The organism is Streptomyces eurocidicus (assembly GCF_002891295.1).
Lineage (GTDB): Bacteria > Actinomycetota > Actinomycetes > Streptomycetales > Streptomycetaceae > Streptomyces > Streptomyces eurocidicus.
On the sequence record NZ_LGUI01000001.1, the window covers coordinates 614,018 to 630,982 of the forward strand.

A 16,965-nucleotide genomic window follows, 5' to 3' on the forward strand; every position below is an offset into this window, starting at 1 on the left:
TCGCCACACCAAATCGGACCAGCCCATCCCTGCACCGGCAGTCCAAGGACTACTACTTCCCGCCTCGGAAGATGGCTGTAGAGAATCTCCGAGTCCCGTCAGGCATTATCTGCCAGGTGCTCTCCACACTCAGTGCACCTATAGGACCATGCACGACTGAGCGAGTCACGCCGAACTCACCCCCTCCACCATCCCATTCTTTCTTAAAGGTCGAGTCGAATTTTTGATTAGCAGCCTCCTTCAGATGTTGCGTAACGTATTCTCGCATCTCGGGCGTATCATTCACACCGATACGGCGCAACTGCAACTCATTCTGCAGGGCTCGAGGAGAGTTGTGCGTATCCTGCTTGATGTTCTTATTGAAAAGGTAGTCAAGCTTTCTCGGGTCAACTTCCGCGACATCACCACAGGGTGCCAGACCTAGAGGGTCTGACTGGGCACCGACATTATGCACATACGCATTCGGGTTCGGTGCGGGTACGAGCCCCAGGGGGTCAAGACTGACATAACAAGCATTCTCCGGGTCGTAGTACCGGAAGTAGTTGTAGTTAAGGCCCGTTTCGGGATCGGCGTACTGACCCGGGAAGCGGAGGGGGCAGTCCACCTCGCCGTCCGCCGGGGCGGGCAGGCGGGTGCCCCACAGAGCGGTGCGGTGCTGCCACGCCAGGGCTCCGGCGGCCGTCAGGAGCTCCGTCGGGGTGCCGGCCCCGTCCGTGACCACAGCGTGGAACCGAGGCGTACACCCGTCACCCACGCTCTCGGCGAAACCCTCGATCAGCGACTTGCCCGACGCGCGGACCAGCGGCCGGTGGTTCGTCTGCGTCAGCGGCCGGTGGGTGCCCGGGGCGTAGTCCCAGGTCGTGACGGCGCCGTCCGAGCCCGTCTGCTCTGCGACCCTCGTGTCATCCCAGGAGAAGTCCGTACGGTCCGTGGGCGAGTCGCCCTCCAGGGCGACACGTTCCTTCGCTATTCGGCGCCCGAGCGGGTCGTACACATACCGCCATCGCTCGCCCTCCGGGTTCACCGCTTCCGTCAGGCGGTCGTCCGCGTCCCAGGCGTAGGTCCACGTGTGCTTCTTGCCATTGAGGAGCTTGCGGACCTTCCGGGTCAGCCGGCCCTGGGCGTCGTGCTCGTACGTCGTCCGGCCCGCGCGGCGGATGAGGGTGCCCTCGAACTCGCGCTCGCCGGGGGCCGCGTGTGCCGGTGCCACCGCGCGGGTGAGGTTGCCCGCCGTGTCATAGGCGTACCGCTCGGTCCAGCCATGGGCCCTGACCGTCGTGACGCGGCCGACGGGGTCGAGGTCGAAGCGGCGGGTGCCCGAAGTGAGTTCGCGGATCTCCCGGAGGTAGCCGTCCTCGCGGTACGCGTACTCGCGGTGCTGGAGGAGGCTTTCCCCGGCCCGTACGGCCTGTCGTATGAGGCGGCCTGTAGCGTCCCAGTCCTGGGTGAGGGCGATGCCGTCACCCAGCCGACGTTCCGTCTCGCGGCCCGCCGCGTCGTAGGCGAAGGTCAGTGTCCCGGCGTCGGCGCGCAGCTCCGTCGGACGGCCCGCCGCGTCGTACGCCCATTCCGAGGCGAGGCCGGACGGGGTGACCCGCCGGGTCCGGCGGCCCAGCGCATCGTAGGTGAAGGCCATCGTGCGGCCGTTGACCGTCTCCGACAGCACCTGCCCGAGGGCATCCCGCTCGTAGACGATCTCGGCGTCCGGGTTCGCCGCGCGGATCAGACTGCCCGACGCGTCGTACTCGAAGGCCGCCGCTCTGTCCGTCTCGTCGCGCTGCTCGGTCGTACGTCCCAGGGAATCGCGCGTGAAGCGCACGGTCTGGCCCGTGCCGTTCGTGCGCGCGACGAGGCCGCCGACCGCGTCGAGGGAGTAGGTGAGCGTACGGCCGTTGAAGTCCGTCTCCGACACCAGCCGGCCCGCCGCGTCGTACTCGTACGACCACGTCAGCCCCTCCGGATTGGTGACCTGGGACAGCCGGAGCCCCGTGTCGTAGCCGAAGAGGTAGGTCGCCCCGTCGGGGTCCGTGCGGGACGAAGGGAGGTCGAAGTGGCCCGCCGTGTACGTGGTGGTGTTGCCCGCGGGGTCCGTGTGTGAGAGGAGGTTGCCCTCGCCGTCCCAGATCCAGCTCTCGCTCGTGCCGTCGGGGTGTTCCCGGCGGCTCGGCTTCCCCTCGGGGGTCCAGGTCATCCGTGTCGTGCGGCCGAGCGGATCGGTCGTCTCCGCGATCCGGCCGAAGGCGTCGCGCCGGACCGTCGTGCGGTGGCCGAGTGGGTCCGTGAGGACCAGGGGCAGCCCGGCGGGGTCGCAAGCGACTTGCTGGGTATGGCCCAGCGCGTCGGTGACCGAAGCCAGGTGGCCCCGTTCGTCGTAGCCGTAGCGGGTCTCCGCCCCGGCGGGGTCCGTGGTGGTGAGCGGATTGCCCCGCTCGTCGTACGTGTGCCGCCAGACCGTCCCACCAGGTTCGGTGACCTCGACCGGCCGGCACAGATCGTTGTGGACCGCCGTGCCCGTGCTGCCGTCGGGAAGGACGACCCGGGCGAGGTTCCCCGCCTCGTCGTACGCGTAGCGCGTCGTACGGCCCAGCGGATCGGTCACCGAGAGGCGGTTCTCGCCGCGCTCGTCCCACTCCGTCAGCGTGGTGTGGCCGAGCGCGTCGGTCTCCTCGACGACAAGAGCGTCGGAGTTGTGCCGGAACGTCTGCCGGTTGCCCAGGGAGTCCGTGACCGTCGTCGTGCGCGTCTCGTCGTCGTAGGCGAGGCCGCCGGAGAGGAATCCGCCGCTGCCCTCGGTGCGGACGACGCGGCCGCGCTCGTCGTAGAAGTAGCCGTACGAGGAGTCGTTGCGGTCCGTCCAGGACGTTATTCGGCCTTCGGCGTCATAGGTGAAGCGGAGGGGGTTGCCGCTGGAGTTGATGACATCCGTGAGGTTTCCCTCGCCGTCGTAGCCGTAGCGGACCAGGACCGTGCCGCCGCCGGTCGCCCACGGCCGCTCGTACGGTGACGGGGCCTCTTCCAGCAGGCGCAGCGCCGTGATGCGCGCCTCTTCGGTCTCGACGGCGACGTAGTAACCGCCGGAGTGGCGCACGGCGGTGGGGACACCGTTCGCCGTGCGCTCGATGTCGATGCGCGCGCCGTTGCGGTCGTGCAGGCTGTCCAGCGGCAACTGGACGGCGCCGGGGACGTCCGTGGGGGCCGGGCTGCCGAAGGTTCGTACGACGCCGGTGGCCGGGTCGGTCAGTGTGAAGACGCCGTCGGGCCTGCCGTCCCATTCCAGGGCGAGGCGGGGGCCCTTCTTCGGCAGGATCGTCTCGCCCGGCGTCGGCACGGGGTAGACCAGGCGCATGCCGTCGGCCGCGACGAAGACCACGCCTTCGGCGTCGAGCTGGATCCGCTCGTCGAACGTGGAGGCCCAGGTGGGGCCGAACCAGCCGCCCGCCCGGTTCGAGGACAGATGGGTGCGTTCGAGGACCAGCGGCAGCGCTCCGGGAAGCGTGACATCGGTCTGGGGCAGCAGCATCGCCCCGGTCGCGACGTCGATCGGGTCCAGGCACGCCTTGACGTTCGACGGGGTGCGGGCCAGCGCGGCCTCTTCGAGCAGGTTGGGGCGGGCGCCCCTGAGCAGCGGGCCCCAGCCGCCGACCTTGACGCTGTTCCTCGCCATGGCCCCGAAGCCGCCGAAGGTACCGCCGTAGATCATGCCGTCCTTGGCGGCCTGGTTGATGTCGTCCAGGCTCACACCGTGCTGGAGGCCCGTGCCGATCTTGATCGACTGAGCGACGGCGAGGTTGACGGTGACGGACTCCACCCCGCTGAACGCCGCCGAGATGACCGTCGCCGCGACCACATCGGCCACGACGGTGGAGATGCTGACGCCCACCACGGCGCCGAGCTCGATGACCGCCGCTGCGGCGGTCGCGGAGGCAGCTGTCGAGAGCCCGAAGGTGAGCCAGGCCAGGCCGACACCGGCCATGATGACGCCGGCCTGGATGCCCAGCTCGGTCCAGAGCTTGTTGGTCGCGTCCTCGATGGCGTTCGCGAGCTGCTCAAGCGCGTCGGCCAGCTCCTTCGCGGCCTTGGGTATGTCGTGCAGCCAGCCCTTCCCCCCCTTGGCCGCATAGCGGGACCAGAAGACCTCGAAGGCTTCGATCGCCTCACCCTTGTTGTTGTGGATGAGGGTGGTCGCCGCGTTGTTCACGGGCGTGCGGATCTTCTCCACACTTTCGGCGAACGTCTTCCAGGCGGCCGCGGCCTTCCGCAGCTTGCCCGGGTCACCGTCCGGCCATTCGAGACCGAGCTTCTCGAGGACGTTCTTGGCCTCTTCCGCGACGCTCACTTGGTGCCCTTGCCGTGGTCGCCGGCGCCCTTGGGGTCCTTCTTGTTGAACATGCCTGCGATCAGGGCGTCGTTGTCGACATGGCCGTCCGCCATGTCGACCATCGCCTCGTGGATGCTGACCAGGCCCAGGATCAGCGTGCCGGTCGCCTGCTCGATCGCCTTCTGGTTCTTGGGGTACTCGGTGGCGAACTCCTTGACGGCGTCGTCCTTCCCCCACGGCTCGCCGAGGCCGTCAAGGGTGGTGACGAGTTTGGTGAGCGCTTCGCCCAGCTTGACGGCCTGTTCGTGGAAGACGGGAGCCGCCGACTTCAGGTCCGCCGTCTTGATGTCGAGTACCTTGCCGTCGCCAGGGCTGTCGCCCATCGCCTCTCCCCGGGGTCTCGCGTCCGTCGCATCGGGCGGCACTCGTTACCGAGCAACACACCGACGCCACATAATCGCACGTCAATTCGATGGGGTTCCCGGGACGCGCCATGCCCGGCGGCGGGCGGAAAGGGAGAGGGGCGCCGAACGTGTTCGAGCAGGTGCCCCGCCGTCAGGTGCCGGAGCACTTCGGGGCGTTGCTCCCGAGTACGGTCACGGCGAGGTCGAGCATGCGCTCGTAGTCCCGGGAACGAAGGTGCGGCATGACCAGTCCATGCCCGGAATCGGCCTGCTGAGCCGGTATGTGGCCAGGCCCACGGTCGGCCCGGGCTCCCGTCGCGCGCGTCGTCCCCCGGCCACCGCCCGCGGCCCTACGACCAGCGGCCCGTCCGGCCCAGCAGCAGGGCCGTCGCCGCCGTGCCCGCCGTCGACGTCCGCAGGACGCTCGGGCCCAGGCGGTACGGCTTCGCGCCCGCCTCCGCGAAGGCCGCGAGCTCCTCGGGGGAGACACCGCCCTCGGGGCCGACGACGAGGACGATGTTTCCCGTCGCCGGGAGCTCCGCCGTGGCCAGCGGGGCGCTGGAGCCCTCCTCGTGCAGCACGGCCGCGAACGCCGCGTCCGCCAGCAGCGTGGCGACCTGTTTGGTCGTCAACTGCTCGGAGACCGGCGGGAACCTCAGCCGCCGCGACTGCTTGCCCGCCTCACGCGCCGTCGCACGCCACTTGCCCAGCGACTTGGCAGCCCGCTCGCCCTTCCACTGCGTGATGCAGCGCGACGCCGCCCACGGGACGATCGCGTCGACGCCCGTCTCGGTCATCGTCTCCACCGCCAGCTCGCCGCGGTCGCCCTTCGGCAGCGCCTGGACGACCGTGATGTGCGGCTCCGGCAGCGGCTCGGAGCGGACGGACGTGACCGCGACGTCCAGCCGGTCCTTGCCCTCGACGGCGGCCACGGTGCCGAACGCGCCCGTGCCCTCGCCGTCCGTCAGGACGATCTCCTCGCCCACCCGCAGCCGGCGCACCGACACGGCGTGGCGGCCCTCGGGGCCGGAGAGCGGGAAGACCGTGCCGGGGAAGACGCCCGTGAGGGCGCCCTCCTCGACCAGGAACACCGGCGCTGTCATGACTCGCTCCCTCGCTTCGTACCGCTTCGCTCGCCCTGCCCGGCGATTCCGTACCCCTCGCCCCGGGCCGACGGCCCGCGCGCCGCCTCCAGTTCGGCGGCCAGCACCTCCACCAGGCGCGCCGCCGGGAGCTCCCGGGACAGCCGGTGGCCCTGGCCCGCCCAGAGGTTCATTCCCTGCGGGTCGCCCGCCGCCGCGGCCGCCTTGCGCAGACCGGAGGTCAGGTAGTGGACCTGAGGGTACGCCGCGGGGGCGTACGGGCCGTGCTCCCGGAGGAAACGGTTCACCAGGCCACGGGCCGGGCGGCCCGAGAAGGCGCGGGTCAGTTCGGTGCCGGTGAAGACCGGTTCGGGGTCGGTCAGGGCCCGCTTGTGCAGGGCGTGGGCCCCGGACTCGGGGCAGGGCACGAACGCCGTGCCGAGCTGCGCCGCGACGGCGCCGGCCGCGAGCACGGCCGCGATCTGGGCGCCCCGCATCAGACCGCCCGCGGCGATCATGGGAAGGTCCACGGCCTCGCCGATCTCGGCCAGCAGCGTCAGCAGGCCCACGCCCGCGCCGGTGCCGTCCAGGTGCGGGTCGTCGCGGTGGGTGCCCTGGTGACCGCCGGCCTCCACGCCCTGGACGCACAAGGCGTCGGCGCCCGCGGCGTGCGCGGCCCGCGCCTCGGCTACGGAGGTGACGGTCACGACGGTGACCGTGCCGACGGCGGCCAGCGCCGCCACGACCGCGCGGTCCGGGCAGCCGAAGGTGAAGGAGACCAGCGGTACGGGGTCCTCCAGGAGGATGGCCACCTTGGCGTCGTACGCGTCGTCGCACGGGCCGTCGGTGTCGCCGAGGGGCGTGCCGTACCAGGCGGACTCGCCGGCCAGCTGCTCGGCGTAGACCTCGACGGCGGCCGGGTCCGCCGCGGCGGGCTGGGGCATGAAGAGGTTCACGCCGAAGGGGGCGGTGGTACGGGCCCGGAGCTGCTTGATCTCCTCGTACATCGCCGCGGGGGTCTTGTAACCGGCCGCCAGGAAGCCGAGGCCGCCGGCGTCGGAGACGGCCGCGGCGAGCGCCGGGCAGGAGGGGCCGCCCGCCATGGGGGCCTGCACGATCGGGTGCCGGTACAGGCCGGTCGGCATGGTGGCTCCCCTGGATTCAAAGGCCATGACCACATCGTGTCACGCCCGGGGGGACACGCCGACCCCGGCCGGGCGGGAGGCGGGGACGGCACCGGTCCGACGGAAGGGCGGGCACGACGACGTTCCGGCGGAAGGCGGAGACGGCTCCGGTCCGGCTGAAGGCGAGGACGGCACCGGTCCGACGGAAGGACGAGCACGACGACGTTCCGGCGGAAGGCGGAGACGGCACCGGTCCGACTGAAGGCGAGGACGGCACCGGTCCGGCAGAAGGACGAGCACGACGACGTTCCGGCGGAAGGGCGGGCACCGGCCGGAGCGGGGCCCGGGCGGGACGGCCCCGGCGTCGACCGGAGCGGAACCCCGGGCGCCCCCATCGGCACCGGCCGGGCAAGGCGCCCGGGAACGCGCACCGGCCCCGGTCCGGCAGGAGACCTGCCGGACCGGGGCCGGACGCGGGCCGGGCGGTGCGCCCGGCGGGATGTCCGTGGCCTAGCGGCCGTTGAACGCGTCCTTCAACCGCGAGAACAGCCCCTGCTGCCCCGGCTTGAACTCGCCCATCGGGCGCTCCTCGCCGCGCAGCTTCGCGAGCTGGCGGAGCAGGTCCTCCTGCTGCGGGTCCAGCTTGCTGGGGGTGATCACCTCGACGTGCACGATGAGGTCGCCGCGACCGCCGCCGCGCAGGTGCGTGACACCGCGCTGGTGCAGCGGGATCGACTGGCCGGACTGGGTGCCCGGCCGGATATCGATCTCCTCGACGCCGTCCAGGGTCTCCAGCGGCACCTTCGTGCCGAGGGCCGCGGCCGTCATCGGGATGGTGACCGTGCAGTGCAGGTCGTCGCCGCGCCGCTGGAAGGTCGGGTGCGGGGTCTCGTGGATCTCGACGTAGAGATCGCCGGCGGGGCCGCCGCCGGGGCCGACCTCGCCCTCGCCCGCGAGCTGGATGCGGGTGCCGTTGTCCACACCGGCCGGGATCTTGACCGTCAGGGTGCGGCGCGAGCGGACGCGGCCGTCACCGGCGCACTCCGGGCACGGGGTCGGCACGACCGTGCCGAAGCCCTGGCACTGCGGGCACGGCCGGGAGGTCATGACCTGGCCGAGGAAGGACCGGGTGACCTGCGAGACCTCACCGCGGCCGCGGCACATGTCACAGGTCTGCGCGGAGGTGCCGGGGGCCGCGCCCTCGCCGCTGCACGTGGTGCAGACGACGGCGGTGTCGACCTGGATCTCCTTGGTCGTCCCGAACGTCGCGTCGTTGAGGCTGATCTCGAGGCGGATCATGGCGTCCTGGCCGCGGCGGGTGCGCGAGCGCGGTCCGCGCTGCGACGCCTGGCCGAAGAAGGCGTCCATGATGTCGGAGAAATTGCCGAAGCCCGCGCCGAAGCCGCCAGCCCCGCCACCGGCGCCGCCGGAGGCCGAGAGCGGGTCGCCGCCGAGGTCGTAGACCTGCTTCTTCTGCGGGTCCGAGAGCACCTCGTAAGCGGCGTTGATCTCCTTGAACCGCTCCTGGGTCTTCGGGTCCGGATTGACGTCCGGGTGCAGCTCGCGGGCGAGTCGGCGGAATGCCTTCTTGATCTCGTCCTGCGAGGCATCGCGCCGTACGCCCAGGACCGCGTAGTAATCCGTGGCCACTTACGACTCCGCCAGGATCTGTCCGACGTAACGTGCCACTGCGCGTACCGCTCCCATCGTTCCGGGGTAGTCCATGCGGGTCGGTCCGACCACGCCGAGTTTGGCGACTGCCTCGTCGCCCGAACCGTAGCCGACGGCGACGACCGATGTGGAGTTCAGTCCCTCATGAGCGTTCTCATGACCGATTCGCACCGTCATGCCCGAGTCCTTGGCCTCGCCGAGCAGCTTGAGCAGCACGACCTGCTCCTCCAATGCCTCCAGCACGGGCCGGATCATCAGGGGGAAGTCATGGCCGAAGCGGGTGAGATTGGCGGTGCCGCCGATCATCAGCCGTTCCTCGGTCTCCTCGACCAGGGTCTCCAGCAGGGTCGCGAGAACTGTGGAAACGGTTCCGCGATCTTCCTGCTCGAAGGAGTCGGTGAGGTCCTGCACCAGCTGCGGCACATCCGCGAACCGCCGCCCGACGACCCGGCTGTTCAGCCGCGCCCGCAGGTCCGCGAGCGAGTTCTCGCCGATCGGCGCCGGGCAGTCGACCATGCGCTGCTCGACCCGACCGGTGTCCGTGATCAGTACGAGCATGACGCGGGCGGGAGCGAGCGAGAGCAGCTCCACATGGCGCACGGTCGAGCGGGTCAGCGACGGATACTGCACCACCGCGACCTGCCGGGTCAGCTGCGCGAGCAGCCGCACCGTACGGCCCACGACATCGTCGAGATCGACGGCGCCGTCGAGGAAGTTGTGAATGGCGCGCCGCTCCGGCGTCGACAGGGGCTTGACGCCCGCCAGTTTGTCGACGAAGAGGCGGTAGCCCTTATCGGTCGGGATACGGCCGGCGCTCGTGTGGGGCTGGGCGATGAAGCCCTCGTCCTCCAGCGCGGCCATGTCGTTGCGCACCGTGGCCGGGGAGACGCCCAGCCGGTGCCGCTCGGTGAGGGCCTTGGAGCCGACTGGCTCCTCGGTGCCCACATAGTCCTGGACGATGGCGCGCAACACCTCGAGCCTGCGTTCGCTCAGCACCGCGCACCTCCAGTCCAGCCGTCCTACGGTTTCCGTCCCTGGCACTCAATGGTCACGAGTGCCAGATACCTCCAGCCAGTGTACGGCCGTCCACCACGGCCAGGGCAAGAGCCGTCTCCGCCGGGCGCCCGTCGCACACCTGCCGTATGCCCGCCGGGCGGGCAACCGTACCGCGCTCCGGATAGCGTCCGGGTATGGAAAGCGATGAGGCGACCGCGCGTTGGGAACGGCTCGCGCCAGGGGTCGCGCGCCGCAGAATGCCCGGGTGGGACGCGACGATCGGGGTGATCGCGGGGGCGTCCGGAGTACTGCTCGTGGACACCGGGGCGACCGTCCGGGAGGGCGCCGAGGTCCGCCGGGACGTACGCGAGATCTTCGGGCGGGCAGTGACGCATATCGCTCTGACCCACGCCCACTTCGATCATGTCTTCGGGACGGCCGCCTTCTCCGGCGTGGAGGTGTACGGGGCGGCGGGGCTCGCCGAGCTGCTGGAGCGCGGGCGCGAGGAGCTGCGCCGGGACGCGGTCCGGCACGGGGTGGCCCCGGAGGCCGCGGCGAACGCCGCCGAGCTGCTCGTACGCCCCCGCCACCGGGTCTCCGGCGAGCTCACCCTCGACCTGGGCGGCGGCCGGCGGGTGCTGCTGGCCGACATCGGCCCCGGGCACACGGCGCACGACCTGGCCGTGTTCGTCGCGGGCGAGGGCGGCGCACCCGAGGTCGTCTTCTGCGGCGACCTGGTCGAGGAGTCGGGCGAACCGCAGGCCGGGCCGGACGCGGTCCCCCGCCGGTGGCCGGACGCCCTGGACCGGCTGCTGGCGCTGGGCGGCGAGGACGCGGTGTACGTGCCGGGGCACGGGGCGGTGGTGGACGCCCGGTTCGTCCGCGCGCAACGGGACGCGCTGGCGGAGCGGTTCGGCGTGTCGTGACAGGGGAAGGCGGGGCGGGACTCACCTGAAGGGGGGCGGGGCGCGCAGCAAGATCCCGTCCACCGGGTTCACCCCGCAGAATGGCGGTCATGCGCAGCAGACAGTACGGACCGGACCTCACCCCTCCGTGGAAGCGCCGACAGCCCGCGCCCGAGGTGCCGGCCGACCCCGGCCTGGTGGTCGAGGAGGTCTCCACGGGCTTCTGCGGAGCGGTGATCCGCAGCGAGAAGACGGCCCAGGGGCTCACGGTGACCCTGGAGGACCGCTTCGGCAAGCACCGGGTCTTCCCGCTGGAACCGCGTGGCTTCCTGCTGGAGGGGCGCGTCGTCACGCTCGTACGCCCGGCCGCCGCGCGGGCGCCCCAGGGGCCGGTGCGGACCGCGTCCGGCTCGATCGCCGTGCCGGGGGCGCGGGCGCGTGTGGCGCGCGCCGGGCGCATCTACGTCGAGGGCCGGCACGACGCGGAGCTCGTGGAACGGGTCTGGGGCGACGACCTGCGCATCGAGGGCGTGGTCGTGGAGTACCTGGAGGGCATCGACGACCTGCCCGCCATCGTCCGCTCCTTCGCCCCCGGCCCGGACGCCCGCCTCGGCGTCCTGGTCGACCACCTGGTGCCCGGCTCGAAGGAGTCGCGGATCGCGGCCGAGGTGACCGGTGAGCACGCGCTGGTGGTGGGCCACCCCTATATCGACGTGTGGGAGGCGGTGAAGCCGTCCTCCGTGGGCATCCCGGCCTGGCCGCGGGTGCCGCGGGGACAGGACTGGAAAACGGGGGTGTGCGCGGCGCTGGGATGGCCGTCGAACACGGGGGCGGCCTGGCAGCGGATCCTGTCGGCGGTGGGGTCTTACAAGGACCTGGAGCCGGCGTTGCTGGGGCGGGTGGAGGAGTTGATCGATTTTGTGACGGTGCCGGTGGGGTGAGCGGGGGGTTTTGTTCCCCGGCCCCGCCCCTTCCCGAAACCGGGGGCTGACGCCCCCGGGCCCCTTTTCCGCGCTCCGCGCGGTGGCCTCAAGCGCCGGCCGGGCTGAAATCAGCCCGTCCGGCGTTTGAGGACATTCGGGAAGGGGCGGGTAGGGGAAAGTCCTAATCCACCAGGTCCCTGACCACCGCGTCCGCCAGCAGCCGCCCCCGCAGCGTCAGTACCGCGCGACCCTCCTCGTACGGGCCCGGCTGCAGCAGGCCGTCCGACAGGGCGCGGGCCGCGGCCGCCGCGCCCGCCGGGGCCAGCAGCGACAACGGGCACCCGTCGATCAGCCGCAGCTCCAGCAGGATCCGCTCCACGCGCCGGTCCTCGTCCGGCAGGACCTCGCGGCCCGCGCCCGGGGAGCGGCCCTCGGACAGGGCCTGGGCGTACGCGCCGGGGTGCTTGACGTTCCACCACCGCACGCCCCCGACGTGGGAGTGCGCCCCGGGGCCCGCGCCCCACCAGTCCGCGCCGCGCCAGTAGAGCTCGTTGTGACGGCAGCGGCCGGCCTCGCCGGTGGCCCAGTTGGAGACCTCGTACCAGGAGAAGCCCGCGGCCGTGAGCATCTCCTCGGCGATGAGGTAGCGGTCGGCGTGGACGTCGTCGTCGGTCATGGGGACCTCGCCCCGGCGGATGCGCCGGGCGAGCTGGGTGCCCTCCTCGACGATCAGCGCGTAGGCGGAGACGTGGTCCGGGCCCGCGCCGATCGCGGCGTCCAGGGAGGCCCGCCAGTCGTCGTCCGACTCGCCCGGCGTGCCGTAGATCAGGTCGAGGTTGACGTGCTCGAAGCCGGCGGCCCGCGCCTCGGCCACGCACGCCTCCGGGCGGCCCGGCGTGTGCGTGCGGTCGAGGATCTTCAGGACGTGCTGCCGGGCGCTCTGCATGCCGAAGGAGATCCGGTTGAAGCCGCCCGCCCGCAGCTCGGCCAGGTAGGCCGGGTCCACGGACTCGGGGTTGGCCTCGGTGGTGATCTCCGCGCCCTCGGCGAGGCCGAACTCGTCGCGGATCGCGGCCAGCATCCGTACGAGGTCGGCGGCGGGCAGCAGCGTGGGTGTGCCGCCGCCGACGAAGACGGTCTCCACCGGGCGCGGGTCGTCGCCCAGGACCTTCCGCGCGAGGCGGATCTCCTCGGCGACCGTCTCGGCGTAGTTGTCCCGGGACGCGAGCGCGCCGCCGGAACCGCGCAGCTCGCTCGCGGTGTAGGTGTTGAAGTCGCAGTACCCGCAGCGCGTCGCGCAGTACGGCACGTGCAGGTAGAACCCGAGGGGCCGCTGCCCGGCACCCCGCAGGGCGTGGAGGGGCAGCGCCCCGTCCTCGGGCATGGGTTCGCCGTCAGGCAGTACGGAAGGCATGGGTCCATTGTCCGGCATCGGCGGGCACCGGCCGGGCCACTCCCTCGGGGAGCCCGGCCGGCACCGCGCTCAGCTCTCCCGGGTGCCCGAGTACATCTCCTCGATCAGGTCCTTGTAGAGGCGCTCGACGACCGGTCGCTTGAGCTTGAGGCTGGGGGTGAGCTCGCCGTGCTCGACGTCCAGGTCGCGCGGGAGCAGCCGGAACTTCTTGATCGTCTGCCAGCGCTGGAGGCCGTCGTTGACCTGCTTCACATAGCCCTCTATGAGCTCCACGGTCCGCGGGTCGGCGACCACCTCGGCGTAGCTCTTCCCGGCCATGCCCTGCTCCTCGGCCCAGGTCATGAGCGTCGGCTCGTCCAGGGCGATGAGCGCGGTGCAGTAATTGCGGTCGGCGCCGTGCACGAGGACGTTGGAGACGAACGGGCAGACGACCTTGAACTGGCCCTCGACCTCGGCCGGGGCGACGTACTTGCCGCCCGAGGTCTTGATCAGGTCCTTCTTGCGGTCGGTGATGCGCAGAAAGCCGTCGGCGGAGAGCTCGCCGATGTCCCCGGTGTGGAACCAGCCGTCGGACTCCAGGACCTCCGTGGTCTTCTCGGGCAGGCCGTGGTAGCCGGTCATGATCGCGGGGCCGCGCAGCAGCACCTCGCCGTCGTCCGCGATGCGCACCTCGGTGCCGGGCAGCGGCTTGCCGACGGTGCCGGTGCGGTACGCCTCGCCGGGGTTGACGAAGCTGGCGGCGCTGGTCTCGGTGAGGCCGTAGCCCTCCAGGATGTGGATGCCCGCGCCGGAGAAGAAGTAGCCGATGTCGGGGGCCAGGGCGGAGGCGCCGGAGACGCAGGCGCGCAGCTGCCCGCCGAAGGCCGCGCGGATCTTGGAGTAGACGAGCGCGTCGGCGACCTTGTGCTTGGCGGACAGACCGAAGGGCGCGGTGCGGCTGCCGGTGCGGTGGTAGTTGTCCTGGGAGACCTTGGCGTACTCGCGGGCCACCTCGGCGGCCCACTGGAAGATCTTGAGTTTGGCCCCGCCGGCCTCGCGGGCCTTGGCCGCGACACCGTTGTAGACCTTCTCGAAGATGCGGGGGACGGCGGCCATGTAGGTGGGCCGGACGACCGGCAGGTTTTCTATGATCTTGTCGACCCGGCCGTCGACGGCCGTGATGTGCCCGGTGCTGAGGTGGCTGACGGTGAGCACCTTGCCGAAGACATGGGCCAGTGGCAGCCAGAGGTACTGCACATCGGTGGGAAGGACCAGCCCGGACGCCAGGATGGCGCGGGCCATATAGGACCAGGCGTCGTGGGGCAGCAGGACGCCCTTGGGGCGGCCGGTGGTGCCCGAGGTGTAGATGAGGGTGGCGAGCTGGTCGGAGCGCAGGGCCTTGATCCGGTCCATGACGGCGTCCGGGTCGGCCTCGAGGCGCTTCGCGCCGCGTCGCTCCAGCTCGGCGAGGGAGAGCACCCAGCCCTCGGGGTCGCCGGCGGCGGGGACGGCGTCCGCCTCCTCCAGCACGACGACATGGGCGAGGTCGGGCAGCTCGGCGCGGTGCGCGCGGGCCTTGGCGAGCTGGGCGGCGTCCTCGGCGATCAGCACCCGGCTCTCGGAGTCGGAGAGGATGAACGCCGTCTCGTCGGCGTTGGTGCTGGGGTAGATCGTGGTGGTGGCGCCGCCGCAGCAGAGCACGCCGAAGTCCGCGAGGATCCACTCGATCCGGGTGGAGGCGGCGAGGGAGATCCGCTCCTCGGGGCGCACCCCGAGGTCGATCAGGCCGGCGGCGATCGCGAAGACGCGGTCGGCGGACTGGCGCCAGGTGAGCCCGGCCCAGTCGTCGGGTCCCTCGCCGGAGGCCGGGGGCACCGGGTAGCGGTAGGCCACCGCGTCGGGCGTCAGCTCGACGCGTTCGAGAAAGATCGACGCCACCGAGGGCGGCCGGTTCTCGATCAAAGCCTGTGTCTCGGTCACGGCGTCCCTCCGGTCCGATTTCCTACTGGTGACTCACGAGTAACCTGCAAGCAGTGATCAGAGTAGAACGCACGGCGCCGCCGCGTAAGAGCCTTTGGCGGGCTTGTCGAAGCTGTGACCGGGCGGTACCTGTGGAGTGCATGTTTCCGGCCGTGGCCCGTGGGCGGCACGCGCACCCGGTGCTCACGGGCCGGTACGCGACGGCGCCCGCCCCCGGGTGAGGGGACGGGCGCCGTCGCCGCGGGCCGGGCGGGGCTACTTCTTCTTCTCGCCACCGTCGGTGTCCGAGGAGAGGACCGCGATAAAGGCTTCCTGCGGAACCTCGACGTTTCCGACCATCTTCATCCGCTTCTTGCCCTCCTTCTGCTTCTCCAGCAGCTTGCGCTTACGGGAGATGTCGCCGCCGTAGCACTTGGCGAGGACGTCCTTACGGATGGCGCGAACGGTCTCACGGGCGATGACCCGGGAGCCGATGGCGGCCTGGATCGGCACCTCGAAGTTCTGCCGCGGGATGAGCTCGCGCAGCTTGGCGACGAGCCGCACGCCGTACGCGTACGCCTTGTCCTTGTGCGTGATCGCGGAGAAGGCGTCGACCTTGTCGCCGTGCAGCAGGATGTCGACCTTGACCAGGCTGGCCTGCTGCTCGCCGGTGGGCTCGTAGTCCAGCGAGGCGTAGCCGCGGGTCTTGGACTTCAGCTGGTCGAAGAAGTCGAAGACGATCTCGGCGAGCGGGAGGGTGTAGCGCAGCTCGACGCGGTCCTCGGAGAGGTAGTCCATGCCCAGCAGCGAGCCGCGGCGGGACTGGCAGAGCTCCATGATCGCGCCGACGAACTCATTGGGCGCCAGCACGGTGGCCTTGACGACCGGCTCGTGCACCTCCGCGATCTTCCCCTCGGGGAACTCGCTCGGGTTGGTGACGGTGTGCTCGACGCCGTCCTCCATCTTGACCCGGTAGACCACGTTCGGCGCGGTGGCGATCAGGTCGAGACCGAACTCGCGCTCCAGGCGCTCACGGATCACGTCCAGGTGGAGCAGGCCGAGGAAGCCGACGCGGAAGCCGAAGCCGAGCGCGGCGGAGGTCTCCGGCTCGTAGACCAGCGCGGCGTCGTTGAGCTGGAGCTTGTCCAGCGCCTCGCGCAGCTCCGGGTAGTCCGAGCCGTCCAGCGGGTAGAGGCCGGAGAACACCATCGGCTTGGGGTCCTTGTAGCCGCCCAGGGCCTCGGTGGCGCCGTTCTGCTGGGAGGTGATCGTGTCACCGACCTTGGACTGCCGGACGTCCTTCACACCGGTGATGATGTAGCCCACCTCGCCGACGCCGAGGCCGTCGGAGGGCGTCATCTCGGGCGAGGAGACCCCGATCTCCAGCAGCTCGTGCGTGGCGCCGGTCGACATCATCTTGATGCGCTCGCGCTTCTTGAGCTCGCCGTCGATGACCCTGACGTAGGTGACCACGCCGCGGTAGGAGTCGTAGACCGAGTCGAAGATCATCGCGCGGGCGGGCGCGTCCTTGACGCCGACCGGGGCCGGGACGTCCCGGACGACGCGGTCGAGCAGCTCGGGCACGCCGACGCCGGTCTTGGCGGAGACCATGAGCACGTCGGAGGGGTCGCAGCCGATGAGGTTCGCGAGCTCGGCGGCGAACTTCTCCGGCTGGGCGGCCGGCAGGTCGATCTTATTGAGGACCGGGATGATCGTGAGGTCGTTCTCCATCGCCAGGTAGAGGTTGGCGAGGGTCTGGGCCTCGATGCCCTGGGCGGCGTCGACCAGGAGGATGCAGCCCTCGCACGCGGCGAGCGAGCGCGAGACCTCGTAGGTGAAGTCGACGTGACCGGGGGTGTCGATCATGTTGAGGATGTGGGTGTTGCCCTCGTCCTCGGTGGGCGCCCAGGGCAGACGGACCGCCTGGGACTTGATCGTGATGCCGCGCTCGCGCTCGATGTCCATCCGGTCGAGGTACTGCGCGCGCATCTGCCGCTGGTCGACCACGCCGGTCAGCTGGAGCATCCGGTCGGCGAGCGTCGACTTGCCATGGTCGATGTGCGCGATGATGCAGAAGTTGCGGATCAGAGCCGGGTCGGTACGGCTCGGCTCGGGCACGTTGGTAGGGGTCGCGGGCACGCAGGATCCATTCGGTGACTTCGGCGTTGGTACGCCAGTCTCGGCGGGAGT

Annotated in this window: 11 protein-coding genes; 2 read left to right on the forward strand and 9 right to left on the reverse strand. The window is 71.0% G+C overall.

Annotation, left to right across the window (positions count from 1 at the left end; translation table 11 throughout):
• Positions 1 to 52: 52 nt before the first annotated feature.
• From AF335_RS02750 to hrcA, 6 genes are all read right to left on the reverse strand, one after another.
• Positions 53 to 4,336 (reverse strand): DUF6531 domain-containing protein, encoded by a 4,284-nt coding sequence (locus AF335_RS02750; RefSeq protein ID WP_102916614.1) that lies wholly within the window; start codon positions 4,334 to 4,336, stop codon positions 53 to 55.
• Positions 4,333 to 4,701: a hypothetical protein gene (locus AF335_RS02755; RefSeq protein WP_102916615.1), complete on the reverse strand. Its 369-nt coding sequence runs from the start codon at positions 4,699 to 4,701 to the stop codon at positions 4,333 to 4,335. The genes AF335_RS02750 and AF335_RS02755 overlap by 4 nt, the downstream gene beginning before the upstream one ends.
• A 371-nt stretch (positions 4,702 to 5,072) precedes the next feature.
• On the reverse strand, positions 5,073 to 5,825 hold the full coding sequence (locus tag AF335_RS02760) for a 16S rRNA (uracil(1498)-N(3))-methyltransferase (protein ID WP_102916616.1): 753 nt from the start codon (positions 5,823 to 5,825) through the stop codon (positions 5,073 to 5,075).
• Positions 5,822 to 6,949 (reverse strand): nitronate monooxygenase, encoded by a 1,128-nt coding sequence (locus tag AF335_RS02765; RefSeq protein ID WP_102916617.1) that lies wholly within the window; start codon positions 6,947 to 6,949, stop codon positions 5,822 to 5,824. The genes AF335_RS02760 and AF335_RS02765 overlap by 4 nt, the downstream gene beginning before the upstream one ends.
• Positions 6,950 to 7,438: 489 nt before the next feature.
• Positions 7,439 to 8,578 carry a molecular chaperone DnaJ gene (dnaJ, locus tag AF335_RS02770; protein ID WP_087928174.1) on the reverse strand — a complete coding sequence of 380 codons (1,140 nt, stop codon included), beginning with the start codon at positions 8,576 to 8,578 and terminating at the stop codon, positions 7,439 to 7,441.
• Positions 8,579 to 9,595 carry a heat-inducible transcriptional repressor HrcA gene (hrcA, locus tag AF335_RS02775; RefSeq protein WP_095584345.1) on the reverse strand — a complete coding sequence of 339 codons (1,017 nt, stop codon included), beginning with the start codon at positions 9,593 to 9,595 and terminating at the stop codon, positions 8,579 to 8,581.
• Positions 9,596 to 9,789: 194 nt separating this feature from the next.
• Between hrcA and AF335_RS02780 the strand changes: the two genes are divergently transcribed.
• Together AF335_RS02780 and AF335_RS02785 are read left to right on the forward strand one after the other, a co-directional pair.
• Positions 9,790 to 10,521, forward strand: coding sequence for an MBL fold metallo-hydrolase (locus AF335_RS02780; protein ID WP_102916618.1), 732 nt, complete (start codon positions 9,790 to 9,792; stop codon positions 10,519 to 10,521).
• 89 nt (positions 10,522 to 10,610) lie between these two features.
• Positions 10,611 to 11,441, forward strand: a complete 831-nt coding sequence (locus AF335_RS02785; protein WP_102917008.1) for a DUF3097 domain-containing protein — start codon at positions 10,611 to 10,613, stop codon at positions 11,439 to 11,441.
• A gap of 163 nt (positions 11,442 to 11,604) precedes the next feature.
• Here the strand turns inward: AF335_RS02785 and hemW are convergent, their stop codons facing one another.
• From hemW to lepA, 3 genes are all read right to left on the reverse strand, one after another.
• Positions 11,605 to 12,837: a radical SAM family heme chaperone HemW gene (hemW, locus tag AF335_RS02790; protein WP_102916619.1), complete on the reverse strand. Its 1,233-nt coding sequence runs from the start codon at positions 12,835 to 12,837 to the stop codon at positions 11,605 to 11,607.
• 69 nt (positions 12,838 to 12,906) lie between these two features.
• The gene (locus AF335_RS02795) at positions 12,907 to 14,796 is read right to left on the reverse strand and encodes an AMP-dependent synthetase/ligase (protein ID WP_102916620.1); all 1,890 of its coding nucleotides are present in this window, start codon (positions 14,794 to 14,796) and stop codon (positions 12,907 to 12,909) included.
• Between the two features lie 255 nt (positions 14,797 to 15,051).
• Positions 15,052 to 16,914 (reverse strand): translation elongation factor 4, encoded by a 1,863-nt coding sequence (gene lepA, locus AF335_RS02800; RefSeq protein WP_102916621.1) that lies wholly within the window; start codon positions 16,912 to 16,914, stop codon positions 15,052 to 15,054.
• Positions 16,915 to 16,965 lie beyond the last annotated feature (51 nt).